Annotated in this window: 27 protein-coding genes and 3 pseudogenes; 28 read left to right on the top strand and 2 right to left on the bottom strand. The window is 46.5% G+C overall.

Features of this window, described 5'->3' with window-relative positions; translation table 11 throughout:
- The first annotated feature begins 17 nt into the window (after positions 1-17).
- The 7 genes from C1A10_RS04880 to C1A10_RS18415 all read left to right on the top strand — a co-directional run bounded on the left by C1A10_RS04880 (position 18) and on the right by C1A10_RS18415 (position 4,708).
- Positions 18-518 (top strand): TRAP transporter small permease, encoded by a 501-nt coding sequence (locus tag C1A10_RS04880; RefSeq protein ID WP_242968836.1) that lies wholly within the window; start codon positions 18-20, stop codon positions 516-518.
- A complete protein-coding gene (locus tag C1A10_RS04885) occupies positions 518-1,804 on the top strand; it encodes a TRAP transporter large permease (RefSeq protein ID WP_101909185.1) in 1,287 nt (428 codons plus the stop codon). The genes C1A10_RS04880 and C1A10_RS04885 overlap by 1 nt, the downstream gene beginning before the upstream one ends.
- A 12-nt stretch (positions 1,805-1,816) precedes the next feature.
- The gene (locus tag C1A10_RS04890) at positions 1,817-2,923 is read left to right on the top strand and encodes a lactonase family protein (RefSeq protein WP_101909186.1); all 1,107 of its coding nucleotides are present in this window, start codon (positions 1,817-1,819) and stop codon (positions 2,921-2,923) included.
- A 16-nt stretch (positions 2,924-2,939) separates the two neighbouring features.
- A complete protein-coding gene (locus C1A10_RS04895; protein WP_101909187.1) occupies positions 2,940-3,257 on the top strand; it encodes a VOC family protein in 318 nt (105 codons plus the stop codon).
- Between the two features lie 25 nt (positions 3,258-3,282).
- On the top strand, positions 3,283-4,212 hold the full coding sequence (locus tag C1A10_RS04900; protein WP_101909188.1) for a 3-hydroxyacyl-CoA dehydrogenase family protein: 930 nt from the start codon (positions 3,283-3,285) through the stop codon (positions 4,210-4,212).
- Between the two features lie 125 nt (positions 4,213-4,337).
- Entirely contained in the window at positions 4,338-4,562 is a 225-nt protein-coding gene (locus C1A10_RS18925) for a TRAP transporter large permease subunit (protein ID WP_101909189.1), read from the top strand.
- A complete protein-coding gene (locus C1A10_RS18415) occupies positions 4,511-4,708 on the top strand; it encodes a hypothetical protein (RefSeq protein ID WP_180951055.1) in 198 nt (65 codons plus the stop codon). Before C1A10_RS18925 ends, C1A10_RS18415 begins: the two co-directional genes overlap by 52 nt.
- 568 nt (positions 4,709-5,276) lie before the next feature.
- Here C1A10_RS18415 and C1A10_RS04910 read toward each other — a convergent pair.
- Positions 5,277-5,615 (bottom strand): nuclear transport factor 2 family protein, encoded by a 339-nt coding sequence (locus C1A10_RS04910; RefSeq protein ID WP_101909190.1) that lies wholly within the window; start codon positions 5,613-5,615, stop codon positions 5,277-5,279.
- A gap of 558 nt (positions 5,616-6,173) precedes the next feature.
- Here C1A10_RS04910 and C1A10_RS04915 point away from each other — a divergent pair.
- The 7 genes and pseudogenes from C1A10_RS04915 to C1A10_RS04945 form a co-directional block, all read left to right on the top strand.
- Positions 6,174-6,557 (top strand): annotated as a pseudogene (locus tag C1A10_RS04915) (hypothetical protein); the annotation flags it as partial.
- A gap of 93 nt (positions 6,558-6,650) precedes the next feature.
- A pseudogene (locus tag C1A10_RS04920) lies at positions 6,651-6,860 on the top strand (helix-turn-helix domain-containing protein).
- A 166-nt stretch (positions 6,861-7,026) separates the two neighbouring features.
- Positions 7,027-7,332, top strand: a complete 306-nt coding sequence (locus C1A10_RS04925) for a PadR family transcriptional regulator (RefSeq protein ID WP_278309116.1) — start codon at positions 7,027-7,029, stop codon at positions 7,330-7,332.
- A complete protein-coding gene (locus tag C1A10_RS04930; RefSeq protein ID WP_101909191.1) occupies positions 7,332-7,679 on the top strand; it encodes a DUF1048 domain-containing protein in 348 nt (115 codons plus the stop codon). Before C1A10_RS04925 ends, C1A10_RS04930 begins: the two co-directional genes overlap by 1 nt.
- 9 nt (positions 7,680-7,688) lie before the next feature.
- Complete coding sequence (locus tag C1A10_RS04935) at positions 7,689-8,039, top strand: DUF1048 domain-containing protein (RefSeq protein WP_101909192.1); 351 nt, start codon at positions 7,689-7,691, stop codon at positions 8,037-8,039.
- Between the two features lie 130 nt (positions 8,040-8,169).
- Positions 8,170-8,271 carry an SDR family NAD(P)-dependent oxidoreductase gene (locus C1A10_RS18930; RefSeq protein WP_423241411.1) on the top strand — a complete coding sequence of 34 codons (102 nt, stop codon included), beginning with the start codon at positions 8,170-8,172 and terminating at the stop codon, positions 8,269-8,271.
- Positions 8,268-8,684: an SDR family NAD(P)-dependent oxidoreductase gene (locus C1A10_RS04945; RefSeq protein WP_101909194.1), complete on the top strand. Its 417-nt coding sequence runs from the start codon at positions 8,268-8,270 to the stop codon at positions 8,682-8,684. The genes C1A10_RS18930 and C1A10_RS04945 overlap by 4 nt, the downstream gene beginning before the upstream one ends.
- A 419-nt stretch (positions 8,685-9,103) precedes the next feature.
- On the opposite strand, the gene C1A10_RS04950 is transcribed toward C1A10_RS04945, so the two are convergent.
- Positions 9,104-9,826 carry a FadR/GntR family transcriptional regulator gene (locus C1A10_RS04950; RefSeq protein ID WP_101909195.1) on the bottom strand — a complete coding sequence of 241 codons (723 nt, stop codon included), beginning with the start codon at positions 9,824-9,826 and terminating at the stop codon, positions 9,104-9,106.
- Positions 9,827-10,238: 412 nt separating this feature from the next.
- Here C1A10_RS04950 and C1A10_RS04955 point away from each other — a divergent pair, with 412 nt between their 5' ends.
- The 14 genes and pseudogenes from C1A10_RS04955 (at position 10,239) to C1A10_RS05015 (ending at position 21,508) form a co-directional block, all read left to right on the top strand.
- On the top strand, positions 10,239-11,321 hold the full coding sequence (locus C1A10_RS04955) for a C4-dicarboxylate TRAP transporter substrate-binding protein (protein WP_101909196.1): 1,083 nt from the start codon (positions 10,239-10,241) through the stop codon (positions 11,319-11,321).
- Positions 11,322-11,353: 32 nt separating this feature from the next.
- The gene (locus C1A10_RS04960) at positions 11,354-11,836 is read left to right on the top strand and encodes a TRAP transporter small permease (protein ID WP_101909197.1); all 483 of its coding nucleotides are present in this window, start codon (positions 11,354-11,356) and stop codon (positions 11,834-11,836) included.
- A gap of 66 nt (positions 11,837-11,902) precedes the next feature.
- Positions 11,903-13,186, top strand: a complete 1,284-nt coding sequence (locus C1A10_RS04965) for a TRAP transporter large permease (RefSeq protein ID WP_101909198.1) — start codon at positions 11,903-11,905, stop codon at positions 13,184-13,186.
- A gap of 23 nt (positions 13,187-13,209) precedes the next feature.
- Positions 13,210-14,163 carry an aldo/keto reductase gene (locus C1A10_RS04970; protein ID WP_101909199.1) on the top strand — a complete coding sequence of 318 codons (954 nt, stop codon included), beginning with the start codon at positions 13,210-13,212 and terminating at the stop codon, positions 14,161-14,163.
- A 19-nt stretch (positions 14,164-14,182) separates the two neighbouring features.
- A complete protein-coding gene (locus C1A10_RS04975; protein ID WP_101909200.1) occupies positions 14,183-14,965 on the top strand; it encodes an HpcH/HpaI aldolase family protein in 783 nt (260 codons plus the stop codon).
- A gap of 9 nt (positions 14,966-14,974) precedes the next feature.
- Positions 14,975-15,652, top strand: a complete 678-nt coding sequence (locus C1A10_RS04980; protein WP_101909201.1) for a ribulose-phosphate 3-epimerase — start codon at positions 14,975-14,977, stop codon at positions 15,650-15,652.
- A gap of 122 nt (positions 15,653-15,774) precedes the next feature.
- Positions 15,775-16,383, top strand: a complete 609-nt coding sequence (deoC, locus tag C1A10_RS04985; RefSeq protein WP_101909202.1) for a deoxyribose-phosphate aldolase — start codon at positions 15,775-15,777, stop codon at positions 16,381-16,383.
- Positions 16,384-16,506: 123 nt separating this feature from the next.
- A complete protein-coding gene (locus C1A10_RS04990) occupies positions 16,507-17,403 on the top strand; it encodes a sugar phosphate isomerase/epimerase family protein (RefSeq protein WP_101909203.1) in 897 nt (298 codons plus the stop codon).
- Between the two features lie 28 nt (positions 17,404-17,431).
- Positions 17,432-18,400 (top strand): D-2-hydroxyacid dehydrogenase, encoded by a 969-nt coding sequence (locus tag C1A10_RS04995; RefSeq protein ID WP_101909204.1) that lies wholly within the window; start codon positions 17,432-17,434, stop codon positions 18,398-18,400.
- A 199-nt stretch (positions 18,401-18,599) separates the two neighbouring features.
- The gene (locus C1A10_RS05000; protein ID WP_101909205.1) at positions 18,600-19,367 is read left to right on the top strand and encodes a PIG-L deacetylase family protein; all 768 of its coding nucleotides are present in this window, start codon (positions 18,600-18,602) and stop codon (positions 19,365-19,367) included.
- A 490-nt stretch (positions 19,368-19,857) separates the two neighbouring features.
- Positions 19,858-20,133, top strand: a pseudogene (locus C1A10_RS18875) (hypothetical protein); the annotation flags it as partial.
- 49 nt (positions 20,134-20,182) lie between these two features.
- Positions 20,183-20,695 (top strand): MBL fold metallo-hydrolase, encoded by a 513-nt coding sequence (locus C1A10_RS18835; protein WP_278309114.1) that lies wholly within the window; start codon positions 20,183-20,185, stop codon positions 20,693-20,695.
- Complete coding sequence (locus tag C1A10_RS05010; RefSeq protein WP_278309115.1) at positions 20,673-21,107, top strand: MBL fold metallo-hydrolase; 435 nt, start codon at positions 20,673-20,675, stop codon at positions 21,105-21,107. The genes C1A10_RS18835 and C1A10_RS05010 overlap by 23 nt, the downstream gene beginning before the upstream one ends.
- Before the next feature lie 35 nt (positions 21,108-21,142).
- Positions 21,143-21,508, top strand: coding sequence for a hypothetical protein (locus C1A10_RS05015; RefSeq protein WP_101909206.1), 366 nt, complete (start codon positions 21,143-21,145; stop codon positions 21,506-21,508).
- Positions 21,509-21,835: the final 327 nt, after the last annotated feature.

Raw genomic sequence — 21,835 nt, forward strand, 5'->3', positions numbered from 1 at the left:
GAAAGGATGTTGTCTCCTTGAAAAAGTTATATGGAGCTGTATACAGGGTGCAGAATACGCTGATATCGGTTCTTCTGATCTTGATGCTGGCAGTTGTACTGCTTGCGGCTTTCTGCCGCTATACCCAGCTCGCGGTGCTGTCGTGGCCCGACGAACTGACCCGGTATCTGCTGATCTGGCTGGTCTTTATCGGCGCAGGCGCGGCGTCCAAGAACGATACTCATTTTAAAATTGACGTTCTGATCGACAGCGCTCCCTATACCCTTAAGCTCATCATGCTTGGGGTCAAGTTGATTTTGACCAATGTGATGTATGTGATCCTGATCGCTATTTCGGCCGATTTCATTCAGAAACTCAACGCGATGGGACAGGTATCCCCCGCCATGCATTGGCCCATGTGGGGGATGTACATGGCGGTCCCCGCGGGCTGTGGACTGATGGTCTTCCAAGGGGTGATCTTTGAGATCGGCAATATAGTCGGCATTGCCCGGGAACATCTGAAAGGAGGCGAGTGCTAATGTCCGCGATGCTGTTTATTGCGCTGATGATCTGTCTGGCCTTAGGTGTCCCGATTGCGGTGGCGTTGATCATTGCGGTTTTCCAATGCGTCTGGGTTGGCGGGAACTTCGCTTATTTCCAGATGATTGTGCAGCGGCTGTTCATCTCCCTGGACAGCTTTAGCAACGCTGCCGTGCCTTTCTTCATCCTGGCCGGAAACCTGATGGAATACGGCGGCATTTCCAAACGCTTAATCGGTTTTGTACGATCCCTGCTTGGCAAAGTTCCCGCCAGTTTAAGCTGCATCACGGTGGGCGGGGCAGCGTTTTTTGGGGCCATCTCCGGTTCTAATGCGGCAACTGTATCGGCCATCGGCGGAATTATGATCCCGCAGATGCAGGAGGAGGGTTATCCGCCTGAGGAAGCGGCAGCAGTGGCGGCCTCCGCTGGAACCCTGGGCGTTATTATCCCGCCAAGCGTAACAATGATTATCTATGCCATTACCACCTCGACCTCGGTTTCGGCACTTTTTATGGGCGGTATCGTACCCGGATTGGTTCTTGCGGCAGTTTTGATCGTGACTAATATCCTGCGCTGCCGTAAGTTTGAGCCTGCACGCAATGTTCAGATTACTCCTAAAATGCTCTGGATTTCCTTCAAGGACGCGTTCTTTGCTTTGCTGATGCCGGTAATCATTCTAGGCGGTATATACGGCGGAGTCTGCACCCCTACCGAGGCGGCGGCGGTTTCCTGCTTGTATGCCTTCATCGTCAGTCTCTTTATTTATAAGGAACTTCGGCTCCGTGACATCCCTGTGATCTTGGTCAAATCCGCTCAGACAACGGCGATGATCATGATTGTGGTAGCAGCTTCCTCGCCTTTCCAGTGGCTGATGACCTCCAATGGGATTGCGACTGCGATATCCAATGCGGTGCTCTCGACTCTAAGCAGCAAAATTGTTATTTTACTTTTTATTAATGTGATTCTGCTTTTCCTTGGATGCTTCCTGGAGAGCTCCGCGATTATCCTGCTGATCGCTCCGGTAATGCTGCCGATTATACTTTCACTTGGATTAGATCCGGTCTGGTTTGGCATTATTATGATTGTCAATACCTCGATTGGTATGATCACTCCACCGCTCGCGGTAAATTTGTTTGTTGCCAGTGGTATTGCTAAAGTAAAAGTGGAAGAAGTTAGTCGAAAGATCCTGGTGTATCTGGCTGTGGAAATTGGCGTACTTCTCATTTTTACCTATCTGCCGGACATGGTTCTTTGGCTTCCACGCCTCACCGGCTATCGCGGATAAGGAGACTTTGAGATGGAATATCATGTTTATATCGGTACCTATACGGAAGAAATCCATTTCGCCAGCGGAAAGATTGTCTATGGACAGGGCAAAGGAATTTATCATTATCGCATGGATGTCAATACGGGCGACCTTATCTCAGCTTCTACACCGGCCGGATCAATTAATCCATCTGATCTGGCAATATCCTCTGATCATAAGATACTGTATGCGGCCAATGAACGTAAAGAGTCCGATGAGGTCTTTGGTGGAACAGTCAGCGCCTTTTTGATCGGAGAGGACGGCGCACTTTCCTTTTTGAACCGACAGTATACGGGCGGGATCGACCCTTGCTATGTAACGGTCAATGATGCGCGCACGCAGGTCTATGTCTGCAATTACGGGAGCGGGAGTATAGCGGTTTTCCCACTCGCTGCCGACGGCAGCCTGAGACCGAGAAGCCAACTTGTGCAGCATTCCGGCGGCAGCCTGCATCCCACCCGGCAGAGCGGGCCGCACGCGCATTCTCTTTTGCTCTCATCGGATAATCGGCTGGCCTATGCGCTGGATCTGGGGACTGACCGACTGGAGGTTTATGAGTGTGATTGTTCGTCGGGCAGGTTAAATGTACGGCCAGATCTTTCGATGGACACGAAAGCGGGGACAGGCCCCCGCCACGCGGTATGGCACCCGGACGGCAATCGTCTCTACGTAATTAATGAATTGGACAGTACTGTTCAGGCCTATGCCCTCGAGGCCCGTACCGGTCGGCTTGCGCTGCTCGGCACAGCCGTACCTACATTGCTCGGGAATTTCACGGGGGAAAATACCTGCGCTGACATCCATATCTCTCCGGATGGAAACTTTCTCTATGGGTCGAACCGTGGAAATGGTACCCTCGCTGTTTACCGGATCCGCAGTGACGGCACGTTAAATCCGGTCGAACAAGTTTCTTCCGGAGGACTCGTTCCTCGCAGTTTCGCTTTGGATCCGACAGGAAGATTCTTGCTGGCGGCGAATCAGAATTCCGACAACTTGTCGCTTTTCGCAATCGAACCCGCTACTGGCCGGTTACGTCTTATTTCACAGACTGCTGTTCCTAATCCTGTCTGTGTCAAAATCGCAGTAATAAATGATTAAGGAGGAAGATGAAAATATGAATGCGGCACAACATCACCACACAGCGCTGTATGTGCAGGATCTTGAATGGTATCTCTCCTTTTTCCGGGACGTTTTCGGCATGTCAGTCACTCTTTCGGAAGGAGACCCTCAACGGCCTGATCAGGTATGGCTGGATGGGGATCTGCAGTTAATCCGAAGTAAAGATTCGGAATGCACGCTCGCGCATTTGGCACTCAAGCCCGAAAATGCCGAACAGGCCATTTCTATGGCCCAATCGCTTGGAATCGGATCATTGGCCAGAGGGGAAAACTGGCTCCGACTCTCTGATGGTCTGGTTTTGGAAATTATGTAGCAACCGCAGGAAAAGAGGAACAAACATGAAGACTGTTATTTTTGGCAGCGGGCTAATGGGCAGTGGAATCGCTGCTATCAGTGCGCTGGCTGGCAATCAAACCTTACTGGTGGATTTGGACCCGAAGCGCGCGCAGAACGGTATAGAGGCCGCGCGTACCAGTATTGATGAATTGGTCAGTCAGGGGCTCACTACCTCGGAAGCACGACAAGCCGCTCAGCTGCTGCTCAGCGCAGGCTGTGATACCCAAAAATCGCTGACAGGTGCAGACTTGGTTATCGAGGCGATTGTTGAAAATCTGGAGGCAAAGCAGACACTTTTCGAAATACTTGACCGGTTGCTGCCGGCAGAGGTTCCTATTCTTTCAAACACTTCCGGTCTGCGTATCACCGATATTGCGGCCAAGGCGCATTTGCATCCTGAGCGGACGATGACTGCCCATTTCTGGTTTCCGGCACATTTAGTCCCTCTCGTCGAGGTTGTCATGTGGGAAAAGACCGACCGCGCAATGGCAGAGAAAACGATACAGACCTTAAAGGGCTGGGGGAAAGCCCCGGTTCTTGTCAAACGTGATACTCCTGGACAGCTTGCCAATAGAATTCTGCAGGCGGTCATCCGAGAAGCAGTTAATATCGTAGCCACTGGACTGGCCACTCCCGAAGACGTTGATACTGCTGTCAAGATGGGAATGGGAATCCGTTTCCCCGTCTGGGGTCCGCTGGAACATATTGATTCGGTCGGCCTTGACCTCGCTGTCTCGGTGCAGAATACGGTGCTCCCGGAAATCAGTGATGCTCAAACCTGTAACGACTATCTGCTCGCGCTTGTCCAGAACGGAAATTTAGGCTATAAAACCGGACGCGGAATCTATGATTGGAATAAAAAGGACATGGACACGCTGGCGGCAAAACGTAACGATTTCATTTGCAGTGCGCGCAGGATTATCGGTGCATAAATTATTACAGGTCTAGTGTATACTTAAATTGAAATACCGCATAAAGAAAAGGGTGCATAATAATGTGCCCTTTTCTTGTATAAGAAAACCCTGCGTCAAACGCAGGGTTCGGTAAAGCTTCAACAATGGGTATTGTCACACCCACTGAGGGGGGCATCCTCGCAGCCATTTATGCTGTAATTCTTGGCTTTTTTGTGTACAAGGAACTCACGTTGAAAACACTTTTGCAGACTCTGCTCAAGACTACTGTGAATTCCGCTTCCATTCTGCTTATTATTGCCAGTTTTTTGGTGATGTCTTGGGTAGTGATGTCCTCAAACATCCCGAATGTTGTGCAACAGATGGTGTAACTCCCACCGAGGTGAATCAGTTTATTATTCTGGCGCTGTTCGGAGTAAAATATGCCAAACTTGTTAAAGCTTATGTACCTTGGGCACTTGGCGTGGCATTTTGGATGATTGTTGTCAGCACATTAACAGGAGTACTGCCCATCTAAAGATGTCACCTGCAAAAGAATTTTTTAAAAAGCATGCCCTGGTGTGAACGGAACCCGATGGAACAGACAGAGAATAAAAGGCACTATCGTAGAATTTCATAGAATTATGCAAGCTGGCATCGTTTTTGATACGGTGTCAGCTTTGATTTAAGCTGAATACGTTCATAATTATAAAATAGACATAGTCACCAATAAGCTTTATTCAAGGAAAGTTACCGGCTGGGCAATGCACACTCAATTGCGAGACACACTGGTTCTTTCGACATGCCCACTTTTTCTTGACCCTTCCAAAGGTGATTGTAAGCACCATCATAGACATCATCACTATACGGACAAAACGGGTCTTCAGCATTGAGAATCTGAAAGAGCGGATACTGGATGTGAAGCAAAAAGGCGAAAAGAACCGTTCTTCACGCCAAAGGTATCGTCCGCAGCATAGGTAGATATATCAACCTGCAATACCTCCCGGAAGATATCGGATTACCGAATGTGCTGTTGATGGCGGTATGCTTTGCATTATAGGTGGGGGTATAGATAACATTAAGTGTGACAAAACTTTATTTTGTCTTTATTCACCTGCCAAAACGATGTTTAGCAAAGTGATTTTTTGATTGGCAAGAGTAAAATGAAAGTTCAGTTGAATAGGGCTCCCATCAAAATTACCAGAAACAATAGCAGTTACTATCGTTTCGCCGTTTAAATCAACCGAATTGGTAACCACGGTTTCAACCTTTGGATTGTTATTTATTTCTATGATATGAGCCTTGATGGCATCAGGTCCCTGATATTCTTTCCCTTCGTCCTTAAAGGTTGCATCCTCTGTAAAGCATTCCGCCAGTAATTCGCTGTCGTAAATATTCAATGCACGGAAATATGTTTCGATTGTCTTCGGCAAATTGGTACTCATATTTTCCAGCCAAGAGGTTCTACGTAAAACCCACGTAGCTTTTGGGCATCGTCACAATCGATTATGATATCGCCTAAACAAATGTTCTGATTCATAAAATCCCTCCTAGTTATTATTTAGTATTTTAATGAGATGTTTTTATTTAGTGAGTATAACAATTGCTTTGCCTATTCCTCCTATAGTACCGCCGATTACAAGAACACGCGTTCATTCAAGTTGCTTTGAATCAAAAGTTATATGGCTTAACTTGCTAATTAAAGAGCCTCCTTTTTTATTATAATGTATGAGGCTGGTTTCCATACTCCAATTGTAACAACTATAATATGACAACATCGGGTCAAGTTATTTTTTGATATTTAATGGAAATTTTAGTTAATCCATTTTGCATTATATCGTGTATATTCTGTACCTCAATTGCATTATAAAATAAATAACATGACAATAGTATGTCATATTATTTACTAACTAGTCGGGTATGTGGTTTCGACCCTTTTGATAATGAAACCAAAAAAATATTCATAGATGAAAGCCAACGGTATCAGGAATCTAATATTCTGAAAGGAAAACCGGCACTTTGAAAATGATCGCGGTCTTGCCAAGGACATTCACGACGAAGTTCTCAGAGGGAAAGTGTACAGCTTGTATCCGTCAGTGGAGGTTGTCGACAGCGAGCTGTGGGAAATCATGACCGCAGGACTGAAGGATGCTCTCTCCGGAGAAGAAACCGCGGAGCGCTTAAGTTCTATGGAAGGGCAAAATTCAGACGGCTACGGTGAAAGGTTTGAGCAGCGCCCTATCAAAACGCCGGACGGTGAAATCTATGTCGGCTTTTGGGACAGCGGGAATTACTCCATGAAGCTGGAGCGGGAGATGAAAAACAGTTCTCCCGATTCCGGATATAGCGGTCCCATGATGGGAGATATGAAAATGAGAACGTACTGACATTGATGTTATGCGTAAATTATTATCAAAGCCGTGGGCTACTTTACACCTGTTTGTATCTCCGAACTGTCGCATCGGGCATGATCTGTCTATATGTACCTGCGCGACCATGCTGGCAAGGACGGCAAATGCTTCCCTGCGATTAGTACCATCGCCAGAGAGCTGAAGCTGTCCCGAAACACTGTCAGGAGTGCTATAGCCGACTTTGAGTAAAGCGGACGTCTGCACAAAGAGCAGCGGTGGCGTGAGAACGGCGGCAAGAGCAGTAATCTGTACTATATCCAGCAACTTGATTCAAGTTAGATTAATCAAAAATGAGCTTCCCCGCCAAGAGGAAGATCTGTCCTAATCAAGGCAACCGCTATTGACAAACCGACTACTACGTGTTACTATATAGATATAGTAAGTGATACTGCATACCAGTCATACAGAATAGAGAGGGGCGACTGTGCTGGAAAATCTAACGGAAATGCTCAAAGGCGTGCTTGAGGGCTGTGTCCTTGAAATTATAAGCCGCAAAGAAACCTATGGCTACGAAATCACACGGCGGCTGAATGCCCTCGGCTTCACGGACGTTGTTGATGGAACGGTTTACACCATCTTGGTGCGACTTGAGAAAAATAAGCTCGTGGACATAGAAAAAAAACCGTCCGATATGGGACCGCCGCGTAAGTTTTACGCGCTCAACGACGCAGGGCGCGCAGAACTGCGCCGATTCTGGGCAAAATGGGAGTTCGTATCATCGAAAATTAATGAGTTGAAGGAGGAAAAATAATGAATTTTTGGGATAAAATCACAGGAAACGATATGACTAAAGAATTAAAAGCTTTTGATTTGCGAGCCAAAAAGCTGCCAACTGATTATCAAGAGGCATGGGAAAAAATCAGTTTGAATCTTTGGCCGCACTCAGATTTCACCGGTCGCAACCTCATGCCGATTCTTGACGGTGTGCTTGGCCTGCTTGAAGAAGCGGCGGCGGATGGTCAGAGTGTCCAAGAGGTTTTGGGTGACGATATCAAAGGCTTCTGCTCAGCGCTGGCCGGCGAAGAGGGGGCAAAGTCTATTCGCGACAAGTGGCGCGAGCAACTCAACAATCATATCGCTAAAAAACTAGGTAAATAGGAGGATAAAATGAGAATACAAGATATCATCGAAGGCAAAAAAGAGTGGCGTGCGCACGTGGCACGCGTCAAAGCGCTCCCGCAAGATTATCAGACGGTTTATAAAGAGATTCAAAAATATCTCTTTAAAGTCGGCCCTGTTGAGCTGACCGAAGGGACGGGCTTGCTCTCAGGGATTGTTGATCTTTTTGAGGAGGGCGCGGCCTCGGAGAAAGGCGTTCTCGAAGTGACGGGCAGTGACGTAGCGGCGTTTTGCGACGATCTGATCAAAGATTCAAAAACTTATGCTGATATCTATCAGGAATCTGTTGACCAGGAAGTTTACAAAGCCATAAAAAAGGATACGGATAAAACAAAGTAAAGGGGGATATCGGAATGGAAAAAGTAATCCAAGTGAATGGGCTGCAAAAGTCCTACAAGAAACTAAAAGGTGTAGATTACCGAGATCGATCGAGGACATACCGATCTCACAAGCCCGCGAGTTGTTTGAAGTGAACCTTTTTGGATCTGCGAGGCTGACTCAGCTTGTTTTACCATATATGCGTGAACAAAGGTCGGGAACCATTATTAACGTTTCGTCAATAGGCGGGTGATATCACTGCCTCTTGCCGCATGGTATTACGCGTCTAAGCACGCTCTTGAAGCATTTTCGGATACTCTGCGTCAGAAAGTCGGGCGATTTGGTATAAACGCTGTGATTATAGAGCCCGGCATTATAAAAACTGATTTTGAGAAAGAAACCGCAAAAAAGCTGCGTGAAGTCTCAGGTCACGGACCATATCAGAATATCGCTGAAGCGCTGGCAAAACAAACAGAGAATATGTTTATTAGTGACATAAAACGATTCGACCCAATTGTAGTGGCAAAAGCCATCCTCGATATTGTTGAATCGCCAGCGCCAAAGACACGGTATGCCGTTGGTTATATGGCAAAACTGGTGCTGGCTTTTAAAAGATTACTGTCTGACAGGCAATTTGATAATCTATTTACAAGCAAATTAAAATAGGAGTTTTTTATATGAAGCAAAAACAATTCAGCACAACTGCAGCGGGATTGGCAGTAGTTCACGCTATCGAGTCGTCCGGCCGGAAGGCTTGCGTATTTACTTTGACCTGATCGCCTGCTCACTGGTAAACCCTATAGCGGTTTTCTTAAGTAAAATGATTATTGGCTCCGGTATATATAGCGAGGTAATATACTAATTTCTTTATAAGTTGAACTAGTTTTTTTGCTTTGTAAAATCGCTTGTGAAACGAATATCGGCAAATCTTATTTCAAACTCGTCATAATAAGATAATGTAGATTGAAATGCTTTAATCTATAACCTATTTTCGAGACACGCCTTAATAGGCCCTGAAAGGCAGACAACCACCTGCCTTTCAGGGCCTGTTTTTTATTTAAAAGTAGATGAATTTGTGGACCGCATTACTCTGGCTGAGTATGGCTTTCTACACTTTTCTTACTTTCAGCACTCGCTTTGCGGAAAAGATCGATTGACTTACGGATGTGATGCCGACAGTAAGCACCTGCCATATCGGGATCTCGGTCCTTAATTGCCATAAGTATCCGATAGTGGTAGGTAGTGCCTATTTGGTATTTCTCTATCCGCATGTCTTGTGAAAGAATGTTTTGATGGGTCAGCAGATTGTCGCGCAGATACTCCATTACTCGCGAAATAAATTGATTTTTACACCCGCGTGCAATCAAAAGATGGAATTCGTTTGCATAGTAGTTGTAGGCTTCCAGATCGTTGCGATTGGATAACATATTGTAATAGCATTCTTCAAGCTGTTTGATTTCCTCATCGGTGGCGCGTTTTACAAACAATTCGGTGCAGTAAGAATCCATAATATAGCGAAATTCCATTAATTCCAGCGTATCCTCGTCATCCATAATAAAATAGCGGATTCCTTCGAGAGAAACGTTGTCCGGATTTTCAACATAGGTGCCGGATCCTTTGACCTTTTTGAGGACAGAAATTGCTGAAAGACTGGCAATCGCATCCCGGACAGCAATGCGACTTTTATCGAGATTTTGACAGAATTCGCTTTCAGACCAGATTTTATCCCCTGGTTTCCAGATACCCGACTGGATGTTATGAATAATGAAATCACTGATTTCCTTGCTTGCATTATTATTATAAGACATATGAAGACTCCTTTGTGGCTAAACCGATGAAATGCCGACGTAAGATTATAATCATAAAAACCATACCACAAATCAGACCGCCGGATGAACAGATGAAAGATGATGAAATGCAAATTTATTATAAAATAAATATTATATATTTGCAATAGTTATTTAAAAACATATGACATTTCTTCATTGTTACGCCCGGATGAAAATCGTTATTTTCCAATTAAATACTACATCTTTCGGCAGGTGGAAAACTAAATTCACAAAAATACAGATAATTTATTATGAAATATAACAAAAATAGAAATAATCGGCAAGAAACTATTGACTCTAATGAAAAGTTATAATATTATTTGAACAAATGAGATGACTCCTGATTTCATCTCGATGTATGATTAATTTGAACAACTTAGGAGGTAATGAAATGAAAAGGAAATCTCTGGCAATGATCTGTGCTCTGGCAATGGTAATCCCTTTATTTACCGCTTGTGGCGGAAGCTCCTCTGCTCCATCGAAAGCTGAGGAAACTAAAGCAGAAAACAGTAAAGCAGAGGATACTCAAGTGGAGAATGCCAGTGAGGATGGGACTTATAAATTATTGTTTGGTCACACTCTTACCGAGCAAGATCCGTTTCATCAGGCCTATTTGAAATGGGCCGAGGCTGTTAAACAAAAGACCAATGGCAAGCTTATCATCGAAGTTTATCCCAACAGCCAGCTTGGTGTTGAAGAGGACGTTCTTGAACAGATGAAACAGGGTACAAATGTTGGGTGGCAGACCGATGCTGCTCGTCTGGGCAATTATGTAAACGAGTTTTCTGTCCTGCTTGCCCCGTATTTCCTTGAAAATTTGGACGAGGTTAAGGAGTTGATGGGTTCCCCCACGATTGCCGGCTGGGAGAAGAAGCTTGAAGATGAGCATAATATCAAGGTAATTTCATTCGCTTATGTTCAAGGCTACCGCAATATCTTTTCAAATAAGAAAGGTACCAACCCGACTGAGCTCAAAGGTATGCAGATTCGTACTGCCGGCGCCCCAATCTGGGTCTCAGGCGTCAAATCCCTTGGCTGTACGCCTGTTTCACTGCCTTACGGAGACATGTACAACGGAATTCAGACGAAGGTTGTAGACGGCTGTGAACTGCCCTACATTGCTGCAAATAATCTGAAGATTCAGGAAGTTACAAAATATATTCTGGAAACCCGGCATTTCTACCAAAATAACTTCATGGTCTGTTCAGCCGAATGGTTCAATAAACTGCCGGCCGAGTATCAAACAATTTTGCTTGACGAGTGCAATAAGGCTGGGCTTGAAGTTTCCGAACAGATGGAAAAAGATACTGATGCCGCAAAACAGGCGATGATTGATGCGGGCATGGAGTATATTCCGTACGACCAAATGGACATTGCAGCTTTCAAGGAATCCAGCAAAAAGGCTTACGAAGAGCTCGGACTCATTGAAGCCCGTGATGCGATCTTTGCGGAACTCGGACGCTCAGCTGAATAGAGCACCTTCACACAGAAGGAAGGAACGGAATAATGAAGAAATTTTATGAAGCATTCTGTAAAATTGAACTGACACTTGCGATCTTTGGTCTGGTAACCAGCGTCGCCGTTATCTTTCTTGCGGCAATGTTACGTACTTTGGGCAGTCCAATCAACTGGGGAACCGATATTGCGCTGCTTCTGTTTACCTGGAGTACTTTCCTTGGAGCAGATATCGCATTTAGAGCAAATAAACTGGTCAATGTCGACATTCTTTTTAACCGGTTGTTCGGCAAGCCCCAGAAGGTGACGAAACTGATCATCTATCTGATCTGTCTGGGGTTCCTGGCCGCGATGGTTTATCTGGGGGCAATTCAGTCGGTAAAGACCTGGAGCCGTTCTTTTCAGGGGATTCCTGCCCTAAGCTATACTTGGGTTACTCTAAGCGTCCCGGTATCCTGTGCGTCTATGGCTGTCACTACCCTAATTAAAATGCATCATACGTTGAAGGACCAAGATGAATGTACGACCATTTGAACGTTTAGTTGAAATGCTGCGGCAGGCTGGTTCGCCGGCTTGCCGCAAAAATAAGGAGGAACTTGCATGATAGTGGTAGTAATTACCTTTATCATACTGCTTGCTATTGGCGTACCTGTGGGATTTTCCATCGCAATCTCCGGTGCAACGTTTTTTTTACAGCATCCCGAATTTCCGATAACCACGATCGTCCAACTTCCCATCTCTCAGACACAGAATATTACGCTGTTAGCAGTCCCGCTGTTTGTCTTTGCAGGCAGTCTGATGAACTCTTCTGGAATTACCGACCGCCTTATCAAGCTTTCTATGCTGCTGTGCGGACATATGCGCGGCGGCATGGCACAGGTGAGCGTTGTGCTTTCATCTCTTATGGGCGGCGTTTCCGGTTCCTCAAACGCGGATGCAGCAATGGAATCGCGTATTCTTGGACCTGAAATGAAGCGTCAGGGATATCCGGTCGGCTATACCGGCGCAGTTATCGGCTACACTTCACTGATTACCTCTACAATCCCGCCAGGGGTCGGGATGATTCTGTATGGCACAATCGGAGAAGTTTCGATCGGACGGCTGTTTGCCGCCGGTCTGGCCGCAGGACTCTTGATGATGATCATCCTGATGGTATCGGTTTCGATTACCGCGCGTCTGCGGGGCTTCAAACCTGCGCGTGAAAAACGCGCCAATTTGAAAGAAATTCTCCATTCGTTGAAGGACACTATCTGGGCGCTGATCTTCCCGGTCTTGCTGCTGGTCGGAATCCGTTTTGGCCTATTTACTCCGTCCGAGGTGGGCGCGTGCGCATGCGTTTATGCGCTGGTTGTAGGCTTCTTCGTCTATAAAGAACTGACAATTCCAAAGCTGATTGAAACACTTAAAGAGGCAATTGTGGATGTCGGCGGAATCATGTTTATGATCTCGATGTCCGGCATCTTCGGCTACGGTATCCCAATCGACAAGCTCCCACAGAAGATCACCAATTTTATCACCGGTATTACCAGCGAGCCGTTGATTGTAATGACTATTGTCGTCCTATTCCTGCTCCTGTTTGGTATGTTCATGGAGGGTTCGGTTGTTATTTTACTGCTGACTCCAATTCTGTTGCCCCTGATTAAAAGCTTCGGTTTCGATCCAATCTTTTTTGGCATCATTATGTCAATCGTCGTAACGACCGGTATTTTAACTCCGCCGGTCGGCGTTGCAATGTACACGATTTGTGGTGTGCTCGGCTGTAAAATGCCGGAATTTCTAAAGGAAAGTATCCCTTTTTTGGCTGTAATAATGCTTGAAGTGGTGGTCCTGTGCATTTTTCCAGACCTTATACTGTGGGCGCCAAAGTTAATATATGGTACATAAGGCAGTTAGAAAGGATGAAGGATATGAAATTTGTAGCTTTGGGCAAAACCGGCGTTGAAGTTTCGGTGCTGGGTATGGGCGGTCATGAGTATCTGTCCAATGGTAAATCCCGCGGCTTTAATGAGGACTTTCAGAAAAGTACCACGCCTGGTATGATTCTTGAAGGGTTCGGTAACGAAAATCGTTTGAAGGTACTTAAGAATGCCTATGAACTCGGAATCAACTTCTTCGATGTGACACAGGATTCTGAAAAGGAAGCGCTCGGGCGAAACCTGAAACAGATGCCCCCGCCGCACGAAATCTACGTACAAACCCGCCCTGAAGGCATGGTTTATACATATGACAAGAATAACGTTAAAATGGGAAATCTTGAACTGCTGCGAGCCGAAGTTCAACGAATCCTCAGATTGCTGCAGCGGGATGCGATTGATTTTCTTAATATCGCACCAATGAAATGCGCGTTCGATCACGATCCGGAATATCTTGAAAAACTCGGTTACAATATCGCCGCCCTTAAAAAGGAAGGGCTGATTCGCTTCGCCTGCGCTGACACCTTCTCAGGTGAAGAGACCTATCTCAGAATGATCGAATCCAGTTATTTTGATATCATCTACATCAATTTCAATTTTGCAGACCATCAAGCTGGCAATAAGGTGTTTAAAGCTGCTAAGGCACAAGGTATGGGAGTTATTGGCCGTGAGGCTTATATGAAAGGACAACTCTTTCAGATGGCGAAAGAGGCGGGTATCACCGACACCAAAGCGCTCGCTGACGCCGCGCTGCGCTGGTGCCTTATGCAAGAAGGAGTCGACATGGTCATTTATGGCACGGGCAAGGTTGACCACCTGATTAATGCCGCCGAGGCCTTCAACAAGCCGTTTGCCAGAGATGATCAGGTGTTGATCGACCAAATCAAAACCACCGAACTATACCGGAAATACGAGTCCGATAAGACTGCTGAATTCATGCAAAAATGAGTGGGGGATAAGAATCAATATGCAGGAACTATATCATAATGAAGTGAAACGCAAACTCAAGGAAAAAGGCAAAGTCTCTGCCGCATGGCTCCATATGGCCAGCAGCATTTCCGCCGAAATTATGGCAAACGCCGGATTTGACGTGTTGGTGATTGATGTGGAGCATTCCCCAGCTGATTATCAGACGGTACTCAGCATGTGTCAGGCAATCAAGTCGACCGGCGCGGCACCTTTCGCACGGGCTCCATGGAACGATCTTGTTGCACTGAAACGGATCCTCGACTGTGGAGTCATGGGGGTTTCGGTGCCGTATGTCAACACAAAGGAAGAGGCTATCGATGCAGTTTCACGCTGTAAATATCCGCCCGATGGGGTACGCGGCATCGCGGGCAGTCCTCGTGCAGCCGGATACGGCATGAATCGCGGGCAATATCTCAATCGTGCCAATGATGAAAATCTCGTCATGGTTGCCATCGAAACCCCGACTGGAATCGACAATCTTCCCGGCATCATGGAGATTGAGGAACTTGATGGGATTTTTATCGGCCCGATGGATCTTTCAACTTCAATGGGCAAAATGGGTCAGATAGCGAGCCTGGAAGTACAAGCGGCCATCAAGCGGATCGAAGACCTTGTCATTCCCTCGAAAAAATTCCTGGCAACCGTGGCGGATAATTTTGAATCAGCCAAAGTGCTTTATGACAAGGGTTACAATCTGATCATTATGATGTCCGATGTGGTAGATCTTTCGAAACTTGCGAAACAACGCGCCGACCAGTTCCGGGAATACCTTGGAAAGTGAGCGATCAATATGGCAATTCATGCTCCATCGCTGGCTAACTGCAACCTTTTGAATATCGGTGAGCAAATCGACCAGATGGTTGCAGGCGGTGTGAACTTTGTACATATCGACCTTGCGGATGGAAATTATGTGCCGAATATCCTGTTTCCAACTTCTTTTGTGAAGACTATCCATGACAAGTATCCTCAGCTCACGCTGGATGTGCATCTGATGGTTACCAATCCATTCGAGTATGTTGAGCGGATGGCGGGCGATGGTGCGGATTATCTGAGTTTTCATATTGACAGCACCCCCTTTTCCCGGCGTCTATTAAAGTATATTCGTGACAACGGGATGAAAGCGGGCGTGATCATCAATCCTTCCCAGCCGGTTTCTCTGCTTGCGCCATTGGTGAATTTTTGCGACTATGTGGTACTGATGTCGGTCGAGCCGGGCTATGCGGGGCAGGTGTTTATGCCGGACGCAATCGGACGTCTTCAAGAACTCTGCATGCTGCGGAAAGCTGCTGGAACAGATTTTCTAATTTCGGTGGATGGGGCGATCGACTACCCAAACTCGATTAAAAGCGTTCGGCTTGGAGCGGATATTCTGATTACAGGGATTTACACCGTATTTAACCAGCCGGATGGCCTTACCACCGCATGTATGCGATTCCAGAAAGAACTTGACCGGTGTGCGGCCGAATAATGAAATGGAAAGGGAAAATTTTTATGAAATTGCTTAAACTGCCTCAAGATGAAGCGTTTATTAAAGAAGTGCTCTCAAAAATTGACTATTCCAACGCGCTGGTCCCCAATTGCACTTAGGAACTGCTCGAAAAAACCTGTGATGAAGCGCTGCTTTATGGTTTTGCGGCGGTTGCGGTTTTTCCAATTTGCGGTGAATATGTCGCCAAACGATTAAAAGGCTCCCAAGTTCATGCTCAGGTTGCCGTTGGGTTCCCAATGGGGAACCATATGACGGCTACGAAACTCAAAGAAGCGGAACTGGCTTTGGAAGCGGGAGTCAACGAACTGGATATGGTCATGAATCTACACAAATTTTTTTGTGAAGATTATGCTTTTGTGTGCAATGAAGTGCGCCAGATGGCAAAGTTGGCTGCCGGTTACGGGGTAGATATCAAGCTGATCATCGAAAGCGGCTATCTGTCCGAGGAGCAAAAGCTAATCGCCGGTCAGATAGCGATTGACAGTGGTGCAAAATTTATCAAAACCTGCACCGGCTTTGGGCCCGGCCGTGCTACTGTACATGATATTGGACTGCTGCTGAATGCTTTCGGCGAAAAAATTAAAGTCAAAGCGAGCGGTGGAATTGCCTCACTTGATGATGCCGCGGGCTTTATTGCAATGGGTGCGAGCCGCAGTGCCGGCCGTCACAACATCATTGAGCAGTTAGAAAAGATGGGCTACAAACCCTGAACCCGCATTGTGCATGGAGGTTGGAACGTACATACCAACGCACGAACAGATTATGTTATGAAAAGCTAAAAGTAAATAGTCTGCAGCAAACGATCAAATAGAAAGTTACAGGGGGTTTTGGTTATGAGAGATTCCATACACAAGTATTTCCAAATTGGTACCATCCAGTGGATGAGCCACCCGGCCTATCCATTACTGGAATCCATTAAGACGATTGCATGCGATGAATTTTTTGATGCCCTGGAAATCGGCAGAATCGCAGACGATTCACTGCGGGAGCAGGCAAAAAACCTGCTGGCGCAGTCGCATTTAAAGGTGTGCTACGGTGCACAGCCCAGGCTTCTCGGGCCAAAGCTGAATCCGAACGCGCTCGAAGAGGAAGAACGGAAAAAAGCCGAGAACACACTGCTGGAAGCAGTGGATGAAGCGGAGTATCTTGGCGCAAAAGGGATTGCTTTTCTGTCTGGGAAATGGGTCCCTGACCACAAAGACGAGCATTATGCACAGCTGCTGAAAACGACCCGCGCTGTCTGCGATTATGCCTTGGCTAAGAATATGATGGTCGAACTTGAAGTTTTTGACTATGACATGGACAAGGCGGCTTTGATTGGCCCCGCACCGTACGCGGCTGAATTTGCAGCGGATATGCGGAAAACCCATCCGAATTTTGGGCTGTTGGTAGACCTTTCCCACTTCCCGACCACCTATGAAACCAGCCGGTTCGTTGTCCGCACCCTTCGCCCTTACATTACACATTTACATATTGGAAATGCAGTCGTAAAAGATGGCTGCGAGGCATATGGGGACCAGCATCCACGCTTTGGATTCCCCAACAGCGCAAATGATACAGATGAGCTGCTGGATTTCTTCAGGGTGTTAAAAGAAGAAGGATTTTTCAATGCCCAGAACCCGTATGTGCTCTCTCTCGAAGTAAAACCATGGAAAGATGAAGACGCGGATATTATCCTCGCAAACACAAAACGCACCATTAACCGCGCATGGGCATTGTTGGACGACTGAACTTGCCTGATTGGAAAGGATTCTGGTTATGAAAATTGTAGTTTTAGACGGTTATACGGAAAACCCCGGCGACCTGAGCTGGAAGCCGATGGAGGCGCTCGGCGAGCTGACGGTATATGACAGGACGTCTCTGAAAGACACCGAAGAAGTAATCAAAAGAATTGGGGACGCGCAGGCGGTCATTACAAATAAAACGCCTATCCCCAGGGAAGTATTTGACGCATGCTCTTCCATCCGGTATGTTGGTGTGCTTGCCACAGGCTATAATGTAGTGGATGTAGCCGCAGCAAAGGAAAAGGGCATTCCGGTATGCAATATCCCGACTTACGGGACCAGCGCCGTTGCGCAGTTCGCGATCGCAATGCTGCTGGAAATTTGCCATCATGTTGCTCATCATAGCGACGCGGTGTATGCGGGGCGCTGGGAAAATAACGCGGACTGGTGCTTCTGGGATTATCCCCTGATTGAATTGGCGAACAAAACGATGGGAATCATCGGGTTTGGCCGCATCGGGCAGGCAACCGGCAGGCTGGCTCAGGCTCTTGGCATGAATGTGCTTGCACACGACGCCTATAAAAACCTCGCGCTGGAAAGTGACACCTGCAAATACGCAGCGCTGGACGAACTGCTGCAAAAATCCGATGTGATCGCACTGCATTGCCCCCTATTTCCCGAAACACAGGGAATTATTAACAAAGATACCATCGCGAAGATGAAAGACGGCGTTATTATTCTGAACAACTCCAGAGGCCCGCTCATTGTAGAGCAGGACCTTGCGGATGCACTCAACAGCGGGAAAGTTTACGCCGCGGGGCTGGATGTTGTGTCAACCGAACCGATTCAGGGCGACAATCCGCTTTTAAATGCGAAAAACTGCATCATCACGCCCCATATTTCCTGGGCGCCCAAAGAGAGCCGTCAGAGATTAATGGACATTGCGGTTGAGAATTTAAAAGCTTTTGTTTCCGGAGCGCCGACTAATGTCGTGAACAAATAATCTATACGGCGTGGGTAAAGGAGTGTCATCATGAAATTAGCTAGAGTTGCGGAGCCTTTTCATCTCCAGTTCGAAGAGGCTTTTGCCAAACAGTCCCCCGGATGTTTCTTATGTCTGAGGGATTGTTTCGATCTTCAATATGTGAATATAAAGCGATCGGCATCTGCAATATTAGATTTCTGAAAAGGAGTAATGGCTGATGATTCCCGAAAAGATATTGGTAGTAAGCGCGCATGCTGCCGACTGGTGCACCAGAAGCGGTGGGACACTGATCAAATATATAAAGGCGGGCTGCAAAGTTACTGTTTTTGCCTTTACGTTTGGCGAACACGGAGAATCAGGAGGCTACTGGAAGAACAACCCGGAAAGCACCGTCGAGGCCTGTAAAGAATGCAGAAAAAATGAGGCGCGCGCTGCAGCGGCCGTAATTGGTGTGGACTCCATAGAATTTTTTGATTTTCGGGATTATCCTTTGGACTTAAACACTGATCAAATACGCAATTTAGGACATCGCATATTACATCTGCGTCCCGACGTGATATTGACCCATTGGATAAAAGACCCGTTTAATTTTGATCACGAAGTAACTGCAAAGGCGGTTATCCGCGCCGTCAGCGCCGCCGGTATGTTGGGAGCGCAGCCTAATACGCCGTCCCATTTTATTCCGGATATTTTTCTGTTCGAATCTACAATCCCGCACTCTGAATTCAATGAGTTCAAAATGGATACTTATGTTGATATTGAAGATACCTTTGAACAAAAAATGGAAGCCATACGCAGGTTTGAAGCACAGCCGCAATTGGTGGAATATTATACGAGATGTGCCTTGACCCGAGGAATACAAGCTACCGACTGGGCAAGGGGGCGGCGCATCATCCGCTATGCGGAAGGTTTCAGCCGTTACACCCCTTATTTAGGAGACTACCTGCCGTTTACAAAACTTCATGCTGTACGATCAAAGCAGTAAAAGATTTATACAAAATCCGAATCTATAACGAAGCCCCAGAAATAGGTAATATTTGTGGAAACTGGACTTTCAGACCTATTCCGATGCATTCGAAGTATTAATGTGAGAACCTTCACTAATACCGAGAACTTCTTTGAATGCAATTTCTACCCAATGTACAAAAAACTCACGGTATTTACCAGATATGACAGTTATGAAATTGCAATTATGGCCATTTTTAAAAACGTGAAGACTTAATAAACTTATAAAACCTTTCATAAAATGTTTTGGTAAAATTGGATGGCAGTAACCGTGGACTCAAGTCCCATCTGCCGCACCACCCTAAATGAACCTTGAGTGTTCATAAAGACAAAAGCAGGCTGACATAAGTTAGTCCTCGATAAGACAATATATATTCAGAAGAATGGCGTAGCGTAGAAGCTACGCCATTTCTTACTTGCCGTGATGTAGCACACCGCTACCCGATTGAAGAACATTGTGAAACATGGGCGCGGCGGCGCGCAAGGTAAACCTGATTATAGATGTTCAGTTCAGAATGAGGGCCGGGAAAGGCCCAGTGTATGAGCGGTGGGCGAAGATATTCGATCTGAAATAGGTGGATACGCTCAAAGCCGAATATTAAAAGCTGGCGGCAGAGAAACGGGCCGCATATAAGGAGTACCGCGCGGTACGAAAAGACATGCAGGAGGTTGTCACGGCAAAAGCCAACATCGACCGTCTGCTCGGTCTGACGGTCGCGCAGAAAAATAAGGAACAGGAGCGGTAGCGACGGTGACGCAACAATAGTCGCAGGGTTTGGGGCGGTTTGCCGGTCAGTGAAATTGCCATTCATCTCAATCGCGCTTTTATTTACGGCGTTGTTTCAGGCAACGGGTCAGGGACGGAAAGCGCTGCTTCTGTCTCTGCTCCGTAAGGGTATCATCGACGTGCCGTTGATGATTCTTATGAATATACTGATTCCCATGACGGACCTGATGATGGTGCAGCCGATCCTCGATTTTCTATGTGCTGCAATTGCGTTTGCCCTGTATTTATCATTCTTGAAAAAAGCACAGAAAGCATTTCAAAGCAAAAAACAGCAAAGGAATGAGTGGAACATGAACATAAAATGGTTTGGGCAGTCGTGCTTCAGAATCACCGCTGAAAACGGCACAAAGATCGTCATGGATCCGGTTAAGCTGTTCTGCTATAAACTGTCGGAGATTGACGCGGACATCGTCACCGTCAGTCATAATCACAGCGACCACAACAATGTCGGCGCGGTTAAGGGGGGACTTTGCCCTTATCAAGGACCCGGGAGTTTTTTTGCAGGAAGGCATCGACATTAAAGGCATACCGACCTTTCACGACAACGTTTCCGGGGCAAAAAGAAGCAAGAATATCGTCTATACGTTTAGGATAGACGGATTAAATGTCTGCCATTGCGGCGATCTGGGACATCGATTAAGTCCTAAACAGATCAGGGAGATCGGGAAAGTGGACATATTGTTCCTTCCCGCAGGAGGGAGAGCCACGCTGGATGCCGGCGGTGCAGCGGAAGTCATGAAGCAGCTGGGTCCGGCGGTCGTGATACCGATGCACTACAGGACAAAAGTGATGGGCATTCTCGGATTCATATTTGGAAAAGTTGAACCATTTATAACCGTTTCAAAAAAAGATGTGAAAAGTTATAAAGAGCTTGATATTAATTTATCAAACATCAAAAATCTCCCGGGAATTGCGGTTCTACAATATGATTGAGTAAAACTTGCAGTGCATGAAAGGCCGTATTTTTCATGCAATATCGTGAGATGGGCAAAACAGGGGACAAAATCTCGATTCTTGCCTACGGTTGCATGCGCTTTCCGAAAGACGGAAACAGGATCGACGAGGCACGGACGGAGCGCCAGGTGATCTCCGCGATTGAGCGTGGGGTGAATTACTTCGCCGCAATAGATTTCCCAAAAACCGGCGTACAGACGAACACTTACTTTTTTGCCGCCATACTGCTACGGAACCCCGTAACGGACGCCGTCGAAGCTGATCATGCTGTCGCGAGTGGCGATCCGGTTTTCCCCACCGGTATTTGTCCAGCGTTCCCTGTAGCGGTAGTTCCAGCAGACCCTCTTTGGGTAATTCTTGCAGTGGAATCCTGCCGGTAGTACGATGAACTTTTTCGTCTGCTTCCAGAAATCAAGGAACTGCTGCTAAACGTTAAGGAAAAAACAGAATATTACAAGCGCATGTTCGGAAGCGAGTAAATTGATACAGATTACATATTTACTTGACCTAACGGAAAACCTTATGCGCCGGACTATGTGACAAGAGGATACAGCGCAAAACAAAAGAACCTGTAAACTGGCTTTAAAAGCCCGTTTACAGGTTCTTTTCCGTTTCCGGTTTGGTCGAGGTGACAAGACTTGAACTTGCGGCCTCTGCGTCCCGAACTGTGTGTATGGTATTTTATGCCGTGATCTAATAAGATGCTA

The organism is Marasmitruncus massiliensis (assembly GCF_900186535.1).
Taxonomy (GTDB): Bacteria; Bacillota; Clostridia; order Oscillospirales; family Ruminococcaceae; genus Anaerotruncus; species Anaerotruncus massiliensis_A.

Bases quoted from the DNA above. Each gene is read 5' to 3' on its own strand.
- C1A10_RS04885 (WP_101909185.1), top strand. From the start codon at position 518: ATGTCCGCGATGCTGTTTATTGCGCTGATGATCTGTCTGGCCTTAGGT.
- C1A10_RS04890 (WP_101909186.1), top strand. From the start codon at position 1,817: ATGGAATATCATGTTTATATCGGTACCTATACGGAAGAAATCCATTTC.
- C1A10_RS04895 (WP_101909187.1), top strand. From the start codon at position 2,940: ATGAATGCGGCACAACATCACCACACAGCGCTGTATGTGCAGGATCTT.
- C1A10_RS04900 (WP_101909188.1), top strand. From the start codon at position 3,283: ATGAAGACTGTTATTTTTGGCAGCGGGCTAATGGGCAGTGGAATCGCT.
- C1A10_RS18925 (WP_101909189.1), top strand. From the start codon at position 4,338: ATGGGTATTGTCACACCCACTGAGGGGGGCATCCTCGCAGCCATTTAT.
- C1A10_RS04910 (WP_101909190.1), bottom strand. From the start codon at position 5,615: ATGAGTACCAATTTGCCGAAGACAATCGAAACATATTTCCGTGCATTG.
- C1A10_RS04925 (WP_278309116.1), top strand. From the start codon at position 7,027: ATGCTCAAAGGCGTGCTTGAGGGCTGTGTCCTTGAAATTATAAGCCGC.
- C1A10_RS04930 (WP_101909191.1), top strand. From the start codon at position 7,332: ATGAATTTTTGGGATAAAATCACAGGAAACGATATGACTAAAGAATTA.
- C1A10_RS04935 (WP_101909192.1), top strand. From the start codon at position 7,689: ATGAGAATACAAGATATCATCGAAGGCAAAAAAGAGTGGCGTGCGCAC.
- C1A10_RS04950 (WP_101909195.1), bottom strand. From the start codon at position 9,826: ATGTCTTATAATAATAATGCAAGCAAGGAAATCAGTGATTTCATTATT.
- C1A10_RS04955 (WP_101909196.1), top strand. From the start codon at position 10,239: ATGAAAAGGAAATCTCTGGCAATGATCTGTGCTCTGGCAATGGTAATC.
- C1A10_RS04960 (WP_101909197.1), top strand. From the start codon at position 11,354: ATGAAGAAATTTTATGAAGCATTCTGTAAAATTGAACTGACACTTGCG.
- C1A10_RS04965 (WP_101909198.1), top strand. From the start codon at position 11,903: ATGATAGTGGTAGTAATTACCTTTATCATACTGCTTGCTATTGGCGTA.
- C1A10_RS04970 (WP_101909199.1), top strand. From the start codon at position 13,210: ATGAAATTTGTAGCTTTGGGCAAAACCGGCGTTGAAGTTTCGGTGCTG.
- C1A10_RS04975 (WP_101909200.1), top strand. From the start codon at position 14,183: ATGCAGGAACTATATCATAATGAAGTGAAACGCAAACTCAAGGAAAAA.
- C1A10_RS04980 (WP_101909201.1), top strand. From the start codon at position 14,975: ATGGCAATTCATGCTCCATCGCTGGCTAACTGCAACCTTTTGAATATC.
- C1A10_RS04990 (WP_101909203.1), top strand. From the start codon at position 16,507: ATGAGAGATTCCATACACAAGTATTTCCAAATTGGTACCATCCAGTGG.
- C1A10_RS04995 (WP_101909204.1), top strand. From the start codon at position 17,432: ATGAAAATTGTAGTTTTAGACGGTTATACGGAAAACCCCGGCGACCTG.
- C1A10_RS05000 (WP_101909205.1), top strand. From the start codon at position 18,600: ATGATTCCCGAAAAGATATTGGTAGTAAGCGCGCATGCTGCCGACTGG.
- C1A10_RS05015 (WP_101909206.1), top strand. From the start codon at position 21,143: ATGCAATATCGTGAGATGGGCAAAACAGGGGACAAAATCTCGATTCTT.